At 35.1% G+C, this 18,839-nt stretch carries 18 protein-coding genes and 2 pseudogenes; 17 read left to right on the top strand and 3 right to left on the bottom strand.

Annotation, left to right across the window (positions count from 1 at the left end; translation table 11 throughout):
* A complete protein-coding gene (locus IGL30_RS06615; protein ID WP_010737655.1) occupies positions 1–810 on the bottom strand; it encodes a Cof-type HAD-IIB family hydrolase in 810 nt (269 codons plus the stop codon).
* Positions 811–1,130: 320 nt separating this feature from the next.
* Here IGL30_RS06615 and IGL30_RS06610 point away from each other — a divergent pair, with 320 nt between their 5' ends.
* The 9 genes and pseudogenes from IGL30_RS06610 (at position 1,131) to IGL30_RS06570 (ending at position 12,473) form a co-directional block, all read left to right on the top strand.
* Positions 1,131–1,988: a glycosyltransferase family 8 protein gene (locus IGL30_RS06610; RefSeq protein WP_088745733.1), complete on the top strand. Its 858-nt coding sequence runs from the start codon at positions 1,131–1,133 to the stop codon at positions 1,986–1,988.
* Positions 1,981–2,883, top strand: coding sequence for a glycosyltransferase family 8 protein (locus IGL30_RS06605; RefSeq protein WP_010719079.1), 903 nt, complete (start codon positions 1,981–1,983; stop codon positions 2,881–2,883). The genes IGL30_RS06610 and IGL30_RS06605 overlap by 8 nt, the downstream gene beginning before the upstream one ends.
* A gap of 45 nt (positions 2,884–2,928) precedes the next feature.
* Positions 2,929–3,279, top strand: a pseudogene (locus IGL30_RS06600) (iron-sulfur cluster biosynthesis family protein).
* 27 nt (positions 3,280–3,306) lie between these two features.
* The gene (locus tag IGL30_RS06595) at positions 3,307–4,245 is read left to right on the top strand and encodes a magnesium transporter CorA family protein (protein WP_088745837.1); all 939 of its coding nucleotides are present in this window, start codon (positions 3,307–3,309) and stop codon (positions 4,243–4,245) included.
* A gap of 29 nt (positions 4,246–4,274) precedes the next feature.
* On the top strand, positions 4,275–5,168 hold the full coding sequence (locus IGL30_RS06590) for an SDR family oxidoreductase (protein ID WP_123874750.1): 894 nt from the start codon (positions 4,275–4,277) through the stop codon (positions 5,166–5,168).
* 18 nt (positions 5,169–5,186) lie between these two features.
* A complete protein-coding gene (gene amaP / locus IGL30_RS06585) occupies positions 5,187–5,756 on the top strand; it encodes an alkaline shock response membrane anchor protein AmaP (protein WP_430618099.1) in 570 nt (189 codons plus the stop codon).
* A gap of 12 nt (positions 5,757–5,768) precedes the next feature.
* The gene (locus tag IGL30_RS06580) at positions 5,769–5,951 is read left to right on the top strand and encodes a DUF2273 domain-containing protein (RefSeq protein ID WP_010719084.1); all 183 of its coding nucleotides are present in this window, start codon (positions 5,769–5,771) and stop codon (positions 5,949–5,951) included.
* A gap of 14 nt (positions 5,952–5,965) precedes the next feature.
* Positions 5,966–6,766 (top strand): Asp23/Gls24 family envelope stress response protein, encoded by an 801-nt coding sequence (locus tag IGL30_RS06575; RefSeq protein WP_034698113.1) that lies wholly within the window; start codon positions 5,966–5,968, stop codon positions 6,764–6,766.
* 487 nt (positions 6,767–7,253) lie between these two features.
* Complete coding sequence (locus tag IGL30_RS06570) at positions 7,254–12,473, top strand: LPXTG cell wall anchor domain-containing protein (protein WP_123874751.1); 5,220 nt, start codon at positions 7,254–7,256, stop codon at positions 12,471–12,473.
* A gap of 123 nt (positions 12,474–12,596) precedes the next feature.
* On the opposite strand, the gene IGL30_RS06565 is transcribed toward IGL30_RS06570, so the two are convergent.
* Positions 12,597–12,818 (bottom strand): helix-turn-helix domain-containing protein, encoded by a 222-nt coding sequence (locus tag IGL30_RS06565; protein ID WP_010719089.1) that lies wholly within the window; start codon positions 12,816–12,818, stop codon positions 12,597–12,599.
* An 8-nt stretch (positions 12,819–12,826) separates the two neighbouring features.
* Entirely contained in the window at positions 12,827–13,300 is a 474-nt protein-coding gene (locus IGL30_RS06560) for a DUF2975 domain-containing protein (RefSeq protein ID WP_081127544.1), read from the bottom strand.
* Between the two features lie 640 nt (positions 13,301–13,940).
* On the opposite strand from IGL30_RS06560, the gene IGL30_RS06555 reads away from it, so the two are divergent.
* From IGL30_RS06555 to IGL30_RS06520, 8 genes and pseudogenes are all read left to right on the top strand, one after another.
* Complete coding sequence (locus IGL30_RS06555; RefSeq protein WP_123874752.1) at positions 13,941–15,227, top strand: sensor histidine kinase; 1,287 nt, start codon at positions 13,941–13,943, stop codon at positions 15,225–15,227.
* Positions 15,228–15,229: 2 nt separating this feature from the next.
* The gene (locus IGL30_RS06550) at positions 15,230–15,976 is read left to right on the top strand and encodes a LytR/AlgR family response regulator transcription factor (RefSeq protein ID WP_123874753.1); all 747 of its coding nucleotides are present in this window, start codon (positions 15,230–15,232) and stop codon (positions 15,974–15,976) included.
* Positions 15,977–16,084: 108 nt separating this feature from the next.
* Positions 16,085–16,240: a hypothetical protein gene (locus IGL30_RS06545; protein WP_260221638.1), complete on the top strand. Its 156-nt coding sequence runs from the start codon at positions 16,085–16,087 to the stop codon at positions 16,238–16,240.
* Positions 16,241–16,255: 15 nt separating this feature from the next.
* Positions 16,256–16,681 (top strand): annotated as a pseudogene (locus IGL30_RS06540) (accessory gene regulator B family protein); the annotation flags it as partial.
* A complete protein-coding gene (locus tag IGL30_RS06535; RefSeq protein ID WP_081127549.1) occupies positions 16,665–16,823 on the top strand; it encodes a cyclic lactone autoinducer peptide in 159 nt (52 codons plus the stop codon). The pseudogene IGL30_RS06540 and the gene IGL30_RS06535, both read left to right, overlap by 17 nt.
* A gap of 691 nt (positions 16,824–17,514) precedes the next feature.
* Positions 17,515–18,078 (top strand): alkaline shock response membrane anchor protein AmaP, encoded by a 564-nt coding sequence (gene amaP, locus IGL30_RS06530; RefSeq protein ID WP_123874754.1) that lies wholly within the window; start codon positions 17,515–17,517, stop codon positions 18,076–18,078.
* 12 nt (positions 18,079–18,090) lie between these two features.
* A complete protein-coding gene (locus IGL30_RS06525; protein ID WP_010719095.1) occupies positions 18,091–18,279 on the top strand; it encodes a DUF2273 domain-containing protein in 189 nt (62 codons plus the stop codon).
* 12 nt (positions 18,280–18,291) lie between these two features.
* Positions 18,292–18,837: an Asp23/Gls24 family envelope stress response protein gene (locus tag IGL30_RS06520; RefSeq protein ID WP_123874755.1), complete on the top strand. Its 546-nt coding sequence runs from the start codon at positions 18,292–18,294 to the stop codon at positions 18,835–18,837.
* The last annotated feature ends 2 nt before the right edge of the window (positions 18,838–18,839 follow it).

Genomic DNA, 18,839 nt, shown 5'->3' with positions numbered 1-18,839 from the left:
TTAATAATAATTGTTGATAATATACGCTACACCAGCTTCTTCATTTGTTTTGGTTACTTCATCCGCAATATTTTTTACCTGTTTCTGTGCATTTCCCATCGCAATACTTGTTCCACTGACTTTTAGCATCGCAATATCATTTTCCTGATCACCAAAGGCAACGATCTCATGAGGATCGATTTCCAAGGTCTCAGCTAAAAAGATTAATGAGTGAGCCTTTGTTACATTTTTAGGTGTGATTTCCAAAAAATGGGGGTCTGAAAAGACGGAATCAATCCCTTCACTTTTTAAATCTTGTTGCAGTTTTTGCAATTTTGATTCATCTTTATCTGTTAATGCCAATTTTAAATAGCTGACAGATGGATCTTCTAATAACTTAGTGATTTCAGCAAATGTCTGATTTTGTAAATTGAAATGTTGGTAGTAGGGATCATCTTTCACCAAATTTGACTCATCAAAGGTTAATTGATCATCTTGAGTTTCTCGACTAGCAATAATTGATATTTTTGCCTCTTGTGCTAAGAAGAAGGCCCGTTTAAGGGTAGCAAGCTCAATTTTAGAACGTTTCAATACGTGAAGGATCTCGCCTTTCATCATCTTTGCCACGAAAGAACCATTAGATGAAATCAAATAGCCGCCGATCCCAAGTTCTTCAAATACATCTTTAGCAGAGATGCTATTTCTACCAGTCGCAATCGTGACGATCCCACCATGTCGATCAAAGTTTTGAAGTGCCTCGATGTTTTCTTTTGGTATCTTTCCATTCCGATCGAGTAAAGTACCATCTAAATCAATTGCTGCTAATTTCATATTATTCGCTCCCTTTATCTATTGCTTACTCTAAGGTTAAATGAGAATTTCCTAAAATAAAAATAAAATGCTTTGCGTTTTTGAATTTTTTCAAAAAATATTCTTAGTTTTCATTAGACATATATAGGTAGTATTCCACATCCTATAATTGAATAAATAGGCAGAAAAACGATTAAGTTAACGTTTTCAATTCGATAAAAAAGGTTTATTTTTATGAATTATTCAATGAAAATGAAGCATATCTTTTGCTTTAAAGTTTATTGAGGCATATTCTGGATACAGAAAAGGTTAGAAAAAGATTAGAAAAAGGAGTGATTTTAATGGAGATGAAACAAGGTATCGTTCCGGTAGTAACTGCTTCAGATGAAAATTACGCTCCTTACTTAAGCGTGATGATTGCCACTGTACTGGAAAACTCCACTAAAACAAGACACATTTATTTTTATGTCATTGACGATGGTATTTCTGAATATAGCAAAGAAGGACTTAGACAAACGGTTAAAAAACATTCAGACAATGCAACGATTCAATTTTTAACAGTTGATAAAGATGTCTACGAAGATTTCCTAGTAAGTGACCATATTACTACTACAGCATACTTAAGAATATCTTTACCTAAGATCTTAGCTAAATACGACTATAAAAAAGTGCTTTATTTAGATTCAGATATTTTAGTACTGGATGACATCGTTCATTTATATGATCAACCATTAAATGGTAAAACGATTGGAGCTGTCATCGATCCAGGTCAAACGAAAGCTTTGAAACGGTTAGGGATTGAATCAGATGCTTATTATTTTAATTCAGGCGTGATGGTTATCGACATTGATCGTTGGAATGAAAAAATGATCACTGAAAAAACAATCAATTATTTAAAAGAAAATGGTGATCGAATTATTTACCATGATCAAGATGCGTTAAATGCAGTTCTTTATGAAGACTGGGAGCAATTAGAACCAAAATGGAATATGCAGACTTCTTTGATCTTTGAACGTCATCCTGCTCCAGATGTTGCGTATGAAAAATTATACAAAGCAGGAAATGAATCGCCGTCGATCGTTCATTTCACAGGGCATGACAAACCATGGAATACGTTAAAAGATCATCCATATACAAATGTCTATTTAAAAAAATTAGCGCATAGCGTTTTAAAGAAAGTGGGAGAGGTAAATGAATAGAAGAAAAGAAATCGCAATCGTATCAAGTTGTAATACCAAATTTGTGCCTCATCTAGCGGCGCTGTTCGTTTCAGTATTAGAAAATAGTGATCCAAAAGTTTTTGTACGATTTTATGTCATTGATGACAACATTGATAATGAAAGCAAACAATTATTACGTTTCTCTGTTAAGAATTCTCGTATGAATACAGAGGTTGAATTCTTGAAGATCAACAAAAAATTCTTTGAAAATGTAGTAACAAGTGATCGTATTCCGGAAACTGCTTACTATCGTATTGCTATTCCTGAGTTATTTAGAGGAAAAAATGTCGAACGTCTTTTATATATGGACTGTGACATGATTACCGTAAAAGATGTTACACCATTATGGGATCTTGAATTTAACGGTGCGATCTTGGCCGCCGTAGAAGATGCTGGTTTCCACCAACGATTAGAAAAAATGGAGATCCCAGCAAAATCAACACGCTACTTTAATTCTGGATTGATGCTCATCAATGTTGAAAAATGGTTAGAACAAGACATTACTAAAAAAGTTCTAACATTCATTGAAGAAAATCCTGAAAAATTACGTTTCCACGATCAAGATGCGTTAAATGCAATTTTACATGATCGTTGGATTCCATTACATCCAAAATGGAATGCTCAAGGGTATATCATGGCAAAAGCGAAGCAACATCCAACGCCACAAGGAGAAAAGGAATACGAAGAAACACGTAAAGATCCATCGATCATCCACTTCTCTGGTCATGTTAAACCATGGAGTAAAGATTTTGAAGGGCCAACTAAAAAATACTACGATAAATATGCAAACATGACAGCTTTCCGTTGTGTCGCAAAATTTCCTAAATATCCACTTTATGCCAGAATCAATCGTAACACAGAAGTGAGCCGCTGAGGAAAAATGTCGTAACTTATATATAATCTGAAGGAGATGATGATGATGGAAATCACGATGACAAAACATGCGATGGAGGCATTGACAAAAAAAGTAGGAAAAGATTCAAAAATTGCTTTGGCATTGATTGATTCTTCAGATCCGTTTTTAAGAGATAAAGGGGCTTGTGCAAAAGGCAGTTTTTTCCAGATTATTCCTTTCTTTGTAGAATTTGAGAAATACGTCAATAAAATCGAACATCCCACTCTGGAAATCTACACATCTAAATTAGAGTAATCTTATTTAGGTAGACATTTGAATCTTGCCTATGACCACCAATTAAACAGTTTCTCTTTAGAAAATGAGATTGTTGTCTTGGATCGTAACATTAAATTAAGCAACTGTTTCTTTAGCTAACATCCTTTGTAGAAAGGGAGATTGATCATGCTGGACTATTACTTTATTGGAAAAGAGAAAGTAATAACGACAGACAAAAACAACTATAATTGGCTCGTGATCGACAGTAGTGACACTAAGGAAATCGAACAGGTGATTGAAAAGTATCGTTTACCAAAAGATATCTTTGTTGGAACTTCTCTACCAGAAGAAGTTTCAAGAATTGAAGAGCTTGTGGGGACGAATTTGAACCATCCGATTTCCTTAGTGCTACTGAATTTGTCCAACCAGGAGCAGAAAATCGAGAATCGATTAATGCCTATTTCGTTTATTTATTCGGATGAGTTATTGATTAGTTGTATCGATAAAAAAACGGACTTTTTTGATCGAGTATTAGCAAAACATGGGAATAAGATCAATTCTTTTGAAACACTTATTGCATATTCTGTCTTGAACATCTATACCCATTACGTGAAAGAACTAACAGAAATGAAAAAGAGGATTGATTCCCTCGATCAAGAAGCGCGTAAAACGACGGAAAACGAAGAACTATATAAGCAAGCGGATTTAGAACGGGACATTGTTTATATTGACCATACGTTGAGAGATCAAAAAGAGACTTTAGATACCTTATGGCAATCAGAAGATTTTGTTGAGAAATTAGCTGATGCTCGTCTACTTTATGACATCCAATTGAGACAAAGACAAACAGAAAAAATGATTTTGATCTATCGTGACTTGTTAGAAAGTATTGGGGATCTTTTTAATGGAATGATGGACAATCATTTGAATCATTTAATGAAATATCTTGATTCAGCGGCATTAGTGATCTCTGTTCCAGCATTGATTGCAGGGATTTGGGGGATGAATACTGGCGGATTACCTGGTAAAAGCTCTGGTTTAGCCTTTTTATTAGTGATTATTGGCTCATTTGTTGTCGCAGGAGCTGTAGGCTACCATCTATACCGAAAAGATTATACAAAATAAAAAAGTACCAAACGATGAGGAGGATACACATGACAGAACCAAAATTAATTGATCCACGTAAACTTTACCATACTGAGGAATTTCCTAAACAAGACCAGGATACACCAGCATTACAAAAAGAAATGCAACCAGTTCCTGACTGTGGAGAAGAATCTTATGAAGGATCAAATCAACTAGAAAATCGCCGTGTTCTGATTACTGGCGGAGACTCAGGGATCGGGCGCGCGGCAGCTATTGCTTTTGCAAGAGAAGGGGCAGATATCGGCTTGCACTTTTTCCCAGGAGAAGAAGAAGATGCCAAACAAGTAGCTTCCTATATTGAAAAAGCAGGACGAAAAGTTGTCTTACTACCATATGATCTTAGAGACGAAACAGCGCCTAAAGAAATCGTTGAAAAAGTTGTCAGTGAATTAGGTGGCTTAGATACATTAGTATTAAATGCGGGACAACAAATCTCTTGCCCGGCTATTGAAAAAATTCCATTAGAACAAGTGAAAGATACCTTCATGGTGAATATCTTAGCGATGTTTGCGATTGTTAAAGAGGCGGTTCCGCATATTCCAGCAGGAGGGGCAATTATCAACACTACTTCTGTTCAAGCGTTCAATCCAAGTGAACATCTTTTAGATTACGCTTCCACGAAAGCAGCTATTGCAAACTTTACAATTGGCTTAGCAAAACAATTAGCACCAAAAGGCATTCGTGTTAATGGAGTAGCTCCTGGTCCTATTTGGACACCACTACAGTTAGACGAAGGACAACCGGAAGATTCTATTCCTGAATTTGGACAACAAAGCTTGCTTGAACGTGCTGGCCAACCAGTAGAATTAGCTCCAGTTTACGTTTTCTTAGCTTCAAATAAAGCGAGCTACGTTACTGCACAAATTTATGGTGTAACTGGTGGGGAAGCTATCAACTTATAAAAAATGGGAGGTGCCAGGATGAATAAAGGGGCTAAAACAATTGGTGTCATTTTTTCTCTGCTACTTTTGTCTATTCTACTATTTGTCGTCTTGATCAGTGCGGTCTATCCTTTACCATTGATGCTTGAACGATTCCGTTTCTTTACAATAACGAATTACTATATGCAGCAATATATTTTTTGGGTAGCAGTCGGCTTAGCGATTCTACTAATTATTGCATTATTGATCGTCATTTTTTATCCGAAAACGATTGGAACCTTCTTATTGAAAAAAGGGGACGGCGAATTAACGTTAGACAAAAAAGCGATTGAAGGTATAGTTCGTTCACATTTACATGAAGATAAATTCATTCACTCGCCTAAGGTTAATATCAAAGCCACAAAAAATAAGATCGCAGTTACAGTTAAAGGTGAATTAAAACGGACTTCTTCATTGATCGGGAAAACAAGAATATTGATGGATGAAATCGAAAAAGAAGTGAAACAGTTACTCGGCACAGATGAGCAAGTAAAAGTGTCGGTGAAGTATACAGGTTACCAAGCACCTACCAATAAATATCAAACAAACGAACACGCTCGTGTGGAATAAGGAGGGGCACAAATGAATGAACTTTTTGCTGCTTATAAGCTTCCGATCATTTGCGGGGCAATTGGGTTGATTCTCGCCGTACTATTGATTACAGTGGGATTCTTTAAAACCTTGTTGCTGATCCTTATGGCGATCATTGGCGTGGCGGTCGGAATGTATTTAAAACAAACGAAAATTTTTGATCATAAATCTTAGGAGGAAATTCTATTATGGATAACAACAAAACAAACAACCAAAACAAACCAGTATCTGCACATCCAGATCCAACGACACCGAACAATGCAAATGGTGTTCATGATGCTAAAGATAAAACAGCACCCGTTTCAGCACATCCAGATCCGGTTGTACCCAACGTTGAAAACAAAGTGGCTCATGATAAAAAAGAAAACGAAGGACAATCAGGACAACAAGGGAAACATGAAAATTCTAGTAAACCACAAGAACATCATGGAGATCAGCCAAAACCTCCAATGCCAGGGCATACACCACCTAAGCCAGAAGCCCCAGCAAAAGATCCAAAAAACACAACGGAAAACGGTGAATCTATGAATGGTGATGTGACATATGAAGATAAGGTCATTCAAAAAATCATAGGCATCTCCTTAGAAAAAGTGGATGGATTATTAACAGCTGATGGTGGCTTCTTCTCTAACGTGGCAGAAAAATTAGTCAACACTGATAATGTAACAGCCGGTATTGACACGGAAGTTGGGAAAAAACAAGTCGCTGTTGATCTTAAGATCGTTGTTGAATACGGCAAAGACATCGAAGAAATTTACCAACAAATCAAAAAAATCATTGCCAAAGAAGTTCATGAAATGACACATCTAGATGTCATTGAAGTCAATGTCGATGTTGTCGACATTAAGACAAAAGAAGAATATGAAGCAAACAGTGAAACAGTTCAAGATAAATTGACAAATGCGGCAAAAGCCACAGGAGAATTTGCATCTGAACAAACGGAAAAAGCCAAATCAGCAATTGAGCAACAAAAAGAAAATAACCAATAATCAACTGATTCAAGCACGAATTAGCTGTTCGTTCAGTCGCTAAGTAGTTGAAAGCGAAGTAACTAAAAATTAGTTTATTTATAGAGTCAATAGAAGAGATCGAGACAAGTTTTTGTCTCGGTCTCTTCTATTTTTGGCTAAGGCTCCTTTTTTAATGGTAAGTAAAATGTTTTACATAACAAAAACAGCTTCTGTCTTTTAGTGTTTGTCCATTGTGAAAAAGTGACATTACATATTCTTGTGATTCCCATTAAACTTAAGAAGTAGGGTTTTATTGAAGTTTTTCCATAAAAATAAACGTAAAAGGGGCGAATTGGGAGAAAAGAAAAAAAACTTAAGAAACATAACGTTTTAACTTTACTAAATTGGCAGAAACAAAGGAAGAAATCAAACATAAGTATGGCTTAAAAAGGAGTCTTTCTTATGAGAAAACAGACATTACTTTTCTATTGCCATTTAAAGATATAGCCTTAAAAGGAGGAGTACATTGAAAACCAGAAAAAAGTTATTACATAGTACATTAATATTAGCGCTAGCGCTTGGACAAACCAGCGGGACAGTTGTTGAAGCTGTTTCGATGTTAAGCTCAGTTGAAAGTATTGATGTCAAGAAAATTTCAAAAATGAATGAAAAGAAAACTACGACCAAGAAAGAAGTAAAAAAAGACGAGAAACGCACGAAGGAAAAAAACACCGAGAAAGACAAAAAAGTTGCTGGTTCAACAGAAAGTAATAAAATAAAAAGTTCAATTGAAAGTTTTGCTAATCCGACATTTGAATTACCAATACCTGTTGGAGCTGACATTATAGCGGCATCTACTGACTCAGAAAAAGAAATTGGAAAAGCTGTAAATGAATTTCTTTCTAAAAAGTTGAATCTTATGATAGATAATTCGACAGATGATTTTAAAGTAGGCGATACAATTACTTATAAAATTCCTGGCGTCTTTCTAGGTGGGAATACGAATGGAGCTGAAATCATTTCTAGTGAGTTCAGTGATTTCTGGGAGAACTGGGAAAACTCTAGTAATTATAGAGTCACTCTTCTAAATATTTTAAGAGGTACATATGCCTTGTTTTATGTTACTAGTGAATCAGAAAGTGGAAATTGGCAAATGAAAATTACAACGTCTGATCAAGCTAAGGGACTTTATTATGTAGCACCTTCAGATAATAATTTATATGTTACCTTTACGCGACTAAAAGTAGCTATTCCTCAAAAAGAAGTATTCAAAGTAAGTAAGTTCCCTTATAGTAATATCAATCATGATTATGGGGTAGCTTATACTACTCGTTATGTTCCGATGACGTTTAACGTTGATTTTCCTAAAAGTAAAGGAACGCTTAAGGCAGAGGTAAAAGATGGTCCTCATGTGGTCGAAGAAAAGAGCTCTCCTAAACCAGAAGATTATGTAGAGGTGAAAGATAGCCTTGGAAAAGTGACTTATACATGGATAACAAAACCAGATACAAATAAACTAGGAAATCAAAACGTTAAGGTATTAGTGGAAGATGAAACAGGTCGGTCAAAAGAACTAACATTTACGATGACAGTTAAATCTCTGCTCACAGTAAAAAAGGAAGCAGGTGAAATCTATCAATATTCTCTTTTGCCAGATGTCAATGATTATTTTGAGGTAAGCACGGAAGGATCCTATACGCTTCAATGGTCTAATAACCCAAATACAATGACAGCAGGAATACATAAGTGGGAAGCTACAGTAAGAACCTCTGATAACCGAGAAATAACGAAATCAATAACCATGAGAGTGCTGCCACATCCTGAGTTACAACTAAAATTAAAACCGATTGAGGATCGTACCGTAACCTTGGTGGAGTCGTCTGATACGTTAGCCAATACATTTAAAAACTATATTGAAGAGGCAACACTGTTAGGGGAACCTGTAGCGATTGATAATCTTGAGTTTGTTGCGAACGAATCGTCCAAGACTGAATTTCAATCGGTTGGTACCCATGAAGTACGCATCACTGTGCAAGCGAAGCATCCTAATTCTAATGTTATGATTAAAGGATCTGGAACTACTACCGTGAACGTACTATGGGGTAATACCATCTTAATACGTTCGGTTGATGGCTATTCCGCCGGAGCTTTTGCGTTAGATGGTAGCAATTCTAATAATGCCCCAGCTACGCTATCGATTCGTCAGGGCATTGCGTCTCCTTTAAATGAAGGAGTTGGCGATATGACCGATCCATTTGGTCTTTATTATCGTTTGGAAATCTTGCGTAATGGCAATGAAATTTACAAACAAGAGGTGCCGAAACGTGCCACGTTACAAGAAATCATGAATGATTATGGAGATGCTAATAACAACACTACGGTACAAATGAATGATATTATCCAAATCACATATCCAAGCAAGACATCTAATGCTTCGGTTGTGATGATTAAGGAAAAAGAAAATGATTTTACGTATGGTACGGAGATCGCTCGTTACCGCGTGACTCCTTATGGGTTTGATCCAGCACCTGTCATGACGGCAGAAAGTGCGGAAAAAGCGTTCGTTTTAGGCGAAGACGTGAAGCAAACGAATTTGAATGAACTAGTAAAAAATGTGCGGATCAACGGTGGGGTAGCGGACAATGAATTTTATACAGTAGAACCTCTTGATGAGTTTGATACCAGCACGATCGGTAAACGAAATACGCGGGTCAAAGTCACGACAAAAGATAAACTGGCTTCTGAAATCATTGAGATTTCTTACCAAGTGAAGTGGGGAGACACTTTTGTTATTAAAGGTTTGAAAGAGGCGACAGTTGGTGCGTTTAGTTTATTGAAGAATCAAAATCAATGGCAAATCCAAGCTTCTCAAGGAGTGGACGGCACAAACTTAAATGATCCGGTGGATAATTATTTTGGGCGTGATACCTACTATTCTATCGAAGTTTTACAAGGAGCTACCAGCAAGTTCCGTTATGAAGTGGCAGGTAATCAGTCGATTCGTGAATCCATCCAGGGATTCAATAATGGGCAACCGTTGACGGTCAGTAATGGCGACGTGATCAAAGTGTATCATGCCGATCCTCTTGGGAAAAATCTTTTAATGAAAGATGAATTAGTCAAGGACTATACGATTGGTTCCAATTATGCCTATTATGAAGTCACTGACCATGGCTTGGAACCGATTTTAGCGGTTGCGGCTGATTCGATGGCTCAAGAATTTATCTTAGGTGAAGATAGTAGTAACGTTGATGGTGCGAAGTTGATCAATAGCATTACGATTAATGGAACGGCAGTGGGAAGTAATCAATATACAGTCAAACAAATGAGTGATTTTGATACTTCGGTGGCAGGATCACAAACGATCAACGTGCGTATTGATACGAAAGATGGACTCGTTTCAAAAGAAATCGAGGTTCCTTATGAAGTTAAATGGAACGATACGATTTTGATGAAAGCTCAAAATGGTCAATCAGCCGGAGCCTTTTCATTACATTCTGGGACTTCCAGTACGAATCGTGTATTAGTCTTAAACCAAGGATTAAAAACCGATCTCAATGCGCCGATTAGTACCGATTCTTCACTTTACTATTCCATTGAAATAGTGCGTGAAGGGCGATCTGTTTACTCACAAGAGATACCGGGTTATGCGACTTTAGAAGAGGTAATGGCTAATTTTGGCTCGAAACAAAAATTGAATGTCCAAGCAGGTGATATCATAAAACTATATCATCCCCAACGTTCAGACGGTAGTTCTGTCTTACTGGTAAATGAAACAGAAAAGGACTATACCTATGGTTCTCCATATGCTAATTACCGCATAACTTCTTATGGTTTTGAGCCCATGCCGGTAATTGAAGCTGTAGGACCAAATAAAGTTTTTTCTTTAATGGAAAACACTCAAAATATAGACTTGAGTCAGCTATTAGCGAATATAACGATCAATGGTGAACGGGTGGAAAGCAAAAATTATAAGATTACGCAACTTTCTAAAATGGACACCTCTACTGTTGGTAAAAGAGAAGTCAAATTAAATCTTAAGCCAGAAGATGGCTCAGCAGATATTGAACTGGATGTTCCTTATGAAGTGGCTTGGGGAAGTACTTTCTTACTTAAAGGGTTTGATGACCAGAATGTGGGCGCTTATAGTATTGTGGAACAAGACGGAGAGTGGACGATCCAAGCTGGCAAAGGGGATGATTCCACCGTTTTATTGGATCATGTGAATAGTGCCTTTGGTCGCGATACTTACTATCGAATCGAAATAGTAGGAAATCCAGAAAATCAGTCCGAAGAAAAAACAGGTGTCACTGTCGAAAATATTATGGGCTTAGATCCGACTACTCGATTATCGGAACAAATAAAATACCAGTATGATGTGACGGGCAATATGACAGTGTGGCAGGCGATCAATGGGTTTAATAATGGCCAACCATTACCGATTGAGGAAGGGGACATCGTTAAAGTTTATCATGCAGAGGCGAAGAATAATTTATTGATGCGAGATGACTTGTCGAAAAATTATACAGCGGGTTCCAACTACGCCTATTATCAAGTGGCCAGTCAAGAATTTGTTCCCATCACTGAGATGGAGGCTGAAACAGTTTCGCATGAATTTACCTTGGGCGAAGATACCAGTGACATTGATGGAATGGATTTGATTAAAAATGTCACTTTCAATGGTCAAAAATTAGAGACGACATTATATGATGTCGAACAAGTTTCTGACTTTGATACAAATACCACTGGACAGAAAATGTTAAAAGTGAAATTGTCTACCGCAGATGAGGTGACTTCTACAGAAGTGGAAGTGCCTTACGAAGTGAAGTGGGGAAGTACGATCCAACTAAAAAATCAAGATGGCGATACTGTAGGTGCCTACAGTTTGATAAAAGAAAACAAACAAATCAAACTCCAATCATTACAGGGAGAAGACGGAAGTGACTTATCGAACCGTATCACAGAATATGATGACATGGAAATTTACTATGGGATTGAAGTTTTTACAAATAACAGCAGTAAATATAAATACGAAGTTCGCGGTACGCAAACAATTGAACAATCGATTAATCGATTCAATAGTGGGGAACCATTAAAAGTTTCGGTGGGAGATCAAATTAAAGTGTATCATGCCGATCCAAGTGGGAATGTCTTGATGGCAGAAGAAGAAGAGCGAAATTACACTTATGGTTCCAATTATGCGTATTACAATGTGACTGAATATGGGTTTGAACCAACAGGAGATTTTACCGTGACACCAGCAGAAGCGAAAATAGTTATCGATACGAAACGTGTGGACCTTAAAAATCTTTTGAAAGAAGTTAAAGTCAATGGCAAAGAGCTGCCGAAAACTGCTTATACGGTTGCATTAGATCCTGAAACAGAAATCGATACTTCTTCTTTGGGGTATCGTGTTGCTAAACTAGTCGTGAAAGCTGACCGTTCCTATGGTGGTTTTTCTACTGAAACTGAAGCGGCTTATGAAGTGGTGGAAAAAGGGACGGATGGTGCTTTAGAAGATGGCACAGAAGATAGCATGACTGAAGATAAAGAGATCACAGGAACAGATTCAGAAAAAAAGAACTCAAATGGAGACAATACAAGTGGCGCAAAAAATGGTAATTTACCAAAAACCAATGAAACAAAAAATACGATTTTTACTGTATCAGGTGTTTTGATTGCTAGTTTAGCGGGAATCATCCTGTTTTGGAGAAAAAGAAAAGCAAATAAAAATTCTAAAAAATAAGATAATCAGTTATTAAAAAGCCCACGTTAGCTAGACTACAGCTGACGTGGGCTTTTTTGTCGGTCTTCAGATTGATTAGAAAGTAGTTAGCTTTCATTGGTGTCACTCAACTAAAGAAATGAGCTACTCTCTCATTTGGCTTGTATCTTGATATTCGAGGATATCACCTGGTTGGCAGTTTAAAACTTCGCAAATCTTATCGAGCGTAGAAAACCGAATCGCTTTTGCTTTACCATTTTTTAAAATAGAGATATTAGCCATCGTAAGACCTACTTTTTCACTCAGTTCGGTCACGCTCATTTTTCGCTTGGCTAACATGACATCTAAATTGATAATAATAGACATTCGACACCTCACACTGTTAAATCATAGTCATTTTTTAAATAAATGGCTTGTTTGAGTAAATCAATCAAAATGCTTGAAAGGATGTAGATAAAAAAAGGGATAAAGAGTAAGACGAAAGCGATGAGTAGGATTCCTGGACTATCGCTCATATCAGCTATTTGGTAAAATTTTGGCAAAATACCAAATGCAAGGATCGTGATACATAAAAGGCAAGATCGGATTTTACTGCTAAGCTTTAGACTCTTTTTAGTAAAAGTTTCCTTTGAAGGGAAGGTTTTGACTAAGCGGAGCAGGAAGAAATTGAGCAACAAAGTCACTAGAAGGATCAGGTAAAGAACTAGAATAAATAGTGTAGTTTGCCAGTTGCTAAATGGATTTGTAGGTTTTGTACTCAATTGAATAGTTAATAGCGTTCCCAAGAGAAGGGGAACAAAACAAAAAACAGAAACGATTAATTGGATAAAGAACAGTTTGGATTTCATAAAATGCCTCCTAAATTTTTATTAGTATAGCATGAGGTTTGTTCATTATCAATAATTATTTATCTATAAACGATAAATAAAAGGATGGACAAACGCCTTTTTCAATAAAGAAAAGGCGTTCTAACGAATCATATTATATTTTAAAGCTGTAAAACTATTACTAAAAATGGACTATTTCTCATTTAAACAATGTATTCCCTAACCACTAATACATCCTTGTAACCCTGAAGTTACGCCAGTGGGATTAAATTTCATCAAAACAAATCAAAATCTCGCATAAAATATTTATCGCAATAGATTAATTATAACATATCTTTTGCAAAAAAGATATTTAATTTAGATTACATTTGCGATAGTTTTAAATAACAGAACTTTTAAGTAGAAAAACGTATCATTATCATGTTTATACCCTCCCAAATCTAAAGTAAATATGCTAAAATCACAAATAACAACGAAGATCATGATTGGTTGGGAAAATTTATTTCTATTTTTCGTTATTAAAATTAGGTGTACAAATAACTAATTGTTTTATTTTGTTTGGTTGTGGGGAGTGGAGAAACAAAATACGCTAGTATAAATTGTTATATAAGTATGGATAAAAATTTCAGATAAAATTATTAAGTTGTTAGGGGAAGTTTAAATGAAATTAAATGAAGAAAGTTTATTTATCCTAATTTTGATTGGTCAGCTTTACACTGTTTTTATGGCTCTTGGTTATCTAAGGAATCTTTTATCAAATAAAAAGTTTCAGTTGTTTTCGTTTGTTAGTGTAATCGCTTATATTGCTTTATATCAATGGATCAATATCATAGCGACAGTTATCTTATGGGCTGGGTTATGTCTAAGTATCTATATCATTGATCGAAACATTGATATAGCGATATTTTATCCTTCGATTATTTTATTTTTCTACATATTCATTGATGGAACAGCCAAATATCTATATAAAATTTTAGGTTGGGATATCAGCGATTTTTTAACAGCTGTTTTAGGAACAGGTTGTTTGTGGATCGTTACTGTTTTTCTAAAAAAAATGGTCATACCAAAGATTATTAGGGATAAAACGACTCTAAAAATAGCGGCCATCGTTGTTTTTTTTACGATTATTGTTTATTTTATTAACATTTGTAGTGATCGTTTTTCTGTTTTAGCAAGATTCCTAGTTATCAGTAATGAATTATTTACGGTTCTTTATGGTGTAATATCTACCATAATTTATTGTGTACTACTTTTTATCAAGAAAAAAGAATTCGAAACACGAGAACAGCAAAAAGAAATGCGTCACCTGATTGAATACAGCGAACAGATCGAAAATAATTATCTTGCATTACGAAAATTTAAACACGATTATAAGAATATTTTGTTTTCAATAGAGGATTATATTCAAACAAAGGATATTGAAGGGCTGCAAAAGTATTTTTATCAAAGTATCAAAGCAACAGAAACGATTTTTGAAGAAAACAATCTCCCAATTGCTTCGATTTCAAATCTTAAAATTAGAGAGATAAAAAGCATTATTTTGAGTAAATTATACGTGGCTAGCCAAAAGGGTATCGAAGTAAACGTAATGATTCCAACACCCATTACGGATATCGCTATCTCAACAGTCACACTTGTTCGTATGCTAGGGATTATACTGGATAATGCAATTGAAGAATCAGCCTTTTTAGAAAAGGGAAAAATTGAATTGACTATTATGGAGGAAGACAAAAATTGTTTTTTTGTCTTAATGAATCAATGTCGTTCGAGTATTCCTAAATTACATGAATTGAAAAAAGTAAATTTTACTACTAAAAAAGGAAATCAAGGACTAGGTCTAACGAATCTGGACGAGCTTGTTCATTTGAATGAGAATGTTTTTTTAGAAACAAAAATTGAAAACAATCGCTTTATACAAATCATAACGATTAGTGGAATGAGGGGCTAGTAATGTTAAAAATATTTGTTTGTGATGATGAAATTGCTCATCGTAATAAGCTTACTCGGATGATTACAAATTATTTATTGATGAAAGACTATGATGTTCAATTCCAATTTGCTACGGATGATCCAATGATGATCTTGTCGTTTATTTCAAAACATAAAACAGAAGGAATCTATTTTTTGGATATTGATCTAAAAACGGATTTAAATGGGATCGAGTTAGCAAAAAAAATCAGAGATTACGACCCAACAGCAAAAATCATTTTTGTGACAACTTATACAGATTTAGTCTATTTAACTTTTTTATACAAAGTAGAAGCATTAGATTACATCGTTAAAGATAATAAGGATACCTTTCAAAAGAGAGTGACGGAATGTATTGACGTCGCAATTGAACGCTATTTGAATACAAATCTGGAAACTAGACCCCAAATTTGGATTAAGAATGGTCCAGTTGATGTAAAGTTATATGTCGATGAAATATTTTATTTTGAATCTAGTCCAACACCCCATAAATTGATCGTCTATTTAGATAACCGCAGAATTGAGTATATAGGGAAGATCAAAGAAGTAGAAAGTATGTATGAGGTATTTTGTCGTTGCCATCAATCTTACGTAGTTAATCTGATGAATGTGAAAGAGATCAATAAAAAAGAACGAGTGATCACTATGTCCAATGGAGCAAAATGTTTAGTTTCTACTCGTCATTTAAAGAAAGTAGTAAAGCAGTTCAAGAAATTAACCAGTTGTTGATTACATCTCCAGGTATTCCGCACTTTTGATCAAATAACGTTCACTTTTGATAAAACCAACTATCTTATAAAAAAACAAATATAATATAGATGAAAAGGAGCGGATCAAATGTCGGAAGAATCTATATCTTTAGAAGAAAAAGTTTCAAAAACAATTAGTAAGCGGATAGGAAGACAATTACAATTGTCAGAAATTGACTTGGCAAAAATGGAATATGGATTAGCTGTTCTTCTGGTAATTAGTTCAAAGATATTTTTTATCTAATGTTTAGCTGGGTGTCTTCATATTATTCTGCCGGTTTTGACTACTCATTTGGCATTTACACTAATGAGAAGAACAACAAAAAGTTTTCATGCAAGAGATAGTAATGTATGTACGGTCTTAAGTCTATTTTTCTTTGTCTTATTACCATATCTAGTTACTACTTTTGCTGTAGATGTCACAAGAGCCAGCTTTGTGATCTGCAGTCTCATGATTTGCTTGATCTTGTGGTTCAAAGGGATAGTGATCGCACAAAAACCGGCGAAAAGTTCTTTGCTAAATGGAAAGAGCCAGATGATAGTGGTCAGTTTGTTCCTTACTATTTTTGGTGGGATTCAATCAAATAACCGTATTCGTACCTTACTGTTGTTAGGCATGATGATCTCAACCCTTTTAATGTTTGTTCAAAAAAGAAAGGATGAAGAAAATGTTAAAAAAAATTAGCTCAAGAAAATTAAAATATATGCGAATTTTAGCAACTGTTGCTATTGCTGTTGCTACAGAAGCTATAGGTAAAGGAACAATGTGTACAGGAATTATTTATGAACCAAAAGTACCTGAAGCATTGAAACAAATCGAAAAATAAACTTGTAAATCGAAATACTAGTGGAATAAAAAGAATTTATCATACGAAATAAGTCTTAGGATCAAAAATAGTAGTTGCTATTTTGTCCCTAAGACTTATTTTTTTCGATAATTTTGTAAGAGCAAAACAAATATAAAAAAGAAAAAAGATTCCCATAATGTCGTTGTCCAACTAAATTCTTTTGAAATTCCAAAAAATAAATTCCCTGCATTAGAAACGATTAAATAAATTAAGGTAGTTATTAGAGCATAAATTATTTTCTTTACCATAATCTCACAACACCCTTTTTTTCAAAAACATGGCTAAAGCGTTCCATTTCTTCAAATGATCTTTACTTAAGTATAATTCATTTAAAAGATATTTGGAAAGAAATTTTATCTGTTTTTTTACAGATAAGAAAGAAGAAAGAGAGAAGGAAACGATCAATATTAGAAAATTATCATAGCAACTGATAGTTTTTTGTAATAATAACTGAGCATTATCTTTGCATTTTTTAATGTAGACTACTATCCTTTAAATATACCCAATAGAAAAAAGGCAACACAGTCTATTGGAGGAAAACGTTATTTATGAATGATTGTCATAGAAAGTGAAAAAAGGCTATTAGTATTAGCATGGCATGGTAGCGCTTCCTATTAAATCTTGTAAATAACATGTGTGATCACGGTCAATTAGAAGTAGGAGGTGGAGAATGAATAAAGGGTGGAAGATCGTCGGTATTCTTGCAAGTTTATTCTTGCTGACGGTGCTTTTAGGGATTGCGTTGATCAACGCACCGTATATGATGCCAGAACAGTTGGAACGTTTTCGATTTTTTGTCATAACGAACTACTACATGCAACAATATCTATTTTGGACAGCTGTCGTTTTTGCTATACTTGTGCTTATTTTGTTATTAGTTGTTCTTTTCTCTCCAAAATCCAAAGGAACGTTTGTTTTAAAACAAAAAGATGGAAAACTGACTTTAGACAAGAAAGCAATCGAAGGGCTTGTGCGATCACAATTACATGAAGAAGAATTTGTTGGTTCACCAAAAGTTCGAGTACGCTCAACAAAAAATAAAATCAATGTCCATGTAAAAGGGGATTTAAAACGAACATCCTCTTTAATTGGTAAAACAGGAGAATTGATGCGTGACATTGAACAACAAGTGGCACGAGTACTTGGTACTGAACAAAACATCGCTGTAGCTGTTACTTATAGTGGATTTGAAGATTACGACAGTAATGCACACAAGCACGCTCGAGTAGAATAGGAGGGGCCCATCATGAAAGAGATATTTTCAGCGTACAAGCTCCCTATTATCTTCGGGGGACTTGGCTTACTGTTAGCTGTTTTATGGATAACAGTTGGATTTTTTAAAACACTTCTAATATTAATCATGACTGCTATAGGTGCAGGCATTGGTTTTTATTTGAAAGAAACAAAAATATTTGATCAATTTTTTAAATCTTAGGAGGAACTGGACATGGAAAACAAAGAAATCAAAAACACAAATACAATGACATCTGAGAATAACCATATTTCACGTGGAGAATTAACTTACGAAGATAAAGTAATTCAAAAAATCATCGGTTATGCTTTGAAAGATGTTGATGGTTTATTAACATTAGATGGCGGTTTCTTCTCAAACATTGCTGAAAAATTAGTGAACACGGATAATGTCACAGCAGGAATCAATGCAGAAGTTGGTAAAAAACAAGTAGCTGTTGACTTAGATGTCGTTGTAGAATACGGAAAAGATATTGAAAATATCTATGATCAAATTAAAGACTTGATCAGCCGTGAAGTGAATGATATGACACATTTAGATGTAATTGAAGTGAATGTGAATGTAGTTGATATCAAAACACAAGAAGAATATGCAAAAGATCAAGAAACTGTCCAAAACAAAGTGACAGATGCTGCTAAATCAACTGGTCAATTTGCTTCAAAACAAACAGATAAAGCAAAAGCAGCTATGAATAAAGGAACACAAAAAGTGAAAGAAAACACTGAACCACGTGTTCAGTAATT

Source organism: Enterococcus sp. DIV1089c (assembly GCF_050530965.1).
Classification (GTDB): Bacteria; Bacillota; Bacilli; order Lactobacillales; family Enterococcaceae; genus Enterococcus_B; species Enterococcus_B hirae.
The sequence above is the reverse complement of the archived record's forward strand: the minus strand, read 5'-3'. Positions and strand labels throughout refer to the sequence as shown.

What these genes read in the sequence shown, in the direction of transcription:
- IGL30_RS06525 (WP_010719095.1), top strand. Translation starts at nt 18,091, where the DNA reads ATGAAAGAGATATTTTCAGCGTACAAGCTCCCTATTATCTTCGGGGGA.
- IGL30_RS06555 (WP_123874752.1), top strand. Translation starts at nt 13,941, where the DNA reads ATGAAATTAAATGAAGAAAGTTTATTTATCCTAATTTTGATTGGTCAG.
- IGL30_RS06595 (WP_088745837.1), top strand. Translation starts at nt 3,307, where the DNA reads ATGCTGGACTATTACTTTATTGGAAAAGAGAAAGTAATAACGACAGAC.
- IGL30_RS06590 (WP_123874750.1), top strand. Translation starts at nt 4,275, where the DNA reads ATGACAGAACCAAAATTAATTGATCCACGTAAACTTTACCATACTGAG.
- IGL30_RS06545 (WP_260221638.1), top strand. Translation starts at nt 16,085, where the DNA reads ATGTCGGAAGAATCTATATCTTTAGAAGAAAAAGTTTCAAAAACAATT.
- IGL30_RS06575 (WP_034698113.1), top strand. Translation starts at nt 5,966, where the DNA reads ATGGATAACAACAAAACAAACAACCAAAACAAACCAGTATCTGCACAT.
- IGL30_RS06580 (WP_010719084.1), top strand. Translation starts at nt 5,769, where the DNA reads ATGAATGAACTTTTTGCTGCTTATAAGCTTCCGATCATTTGCGGGGCA.
- IGL30_RS06550 (WP_123874753.1), top strand. Translation starts at nt 15,230, where the DNA reads ATGTTAAAAATATTTGTTTGTGATGATGAAATTGCTCATCGTAATAAG.
- amaP (WP_123874754.1), top strand. Translation starts at nt 17,515, where the DNA reads ATGAATAAAGGGTGGAAGATCGTCGGTATTCTTGCAAGTTTATTCTTG.
- IGL30_RS06605 (WP_010719079.1), top strand. Translation starts at nt 1,981, where the DNA reads ATGAATAGAAGAAAAGAAATCGCAATCGTATCAAGTTGTAATACCAAA.
- IGL30_RS06560 (WP_081127544.1), bottom strand. Translation starts at nt 13,300, where the DNA reads ATGAAATCCAAACTGTTCTTTATCCAATTAATCGTTTCTGTTTTTTGT.
- IGL30_RS06520 (WP_123874755.1), top strand. Translation starts at nt 18,292, where the DNA reads ATGGAAAACAAAGAAATCAAAAACACAAATACAATGACATCTGAGAAT.
- amaP (WP_430618099.1), top strand. Translation starts at nt 5,187, where the DNA reads ATGAATAAAGGGGCTAAAACAATTGGTGTCATTTTTTCTCTGCTACTT.
- IGL30_RS06565 (WP_010719089.1), bottom strand. Translation starts at nt 12,818, where the DNA reads ATGTCTATTATTATCAATTTAGATGTCATGTTAGCCAAGCGAAAAATG.
- IGL30_RS06610 (WP_088745733.1), top strand. Translation starts at nt 1,131, where the DNA reads ATGGAGATGAAACAAGGTATCGTTCCGGTAGTAACTGCTTCAGATGAA.
- IGL30_RS06615 (WP_010737655.1), bottom strand. Translation starts at nt 810, where the DNA reads ATGAAATTAGCAGCAATTGATTTAGATGGTACTTTACTCGATCGGAAT.
- IGL30_RS06535 (WP_081127549.1), top strand. Translation starts at nt 16,665, where the DNA reads ATGTTAAAAAAAATTAGCTCAAGAAAATTAAAATATATGCGAATTTTA.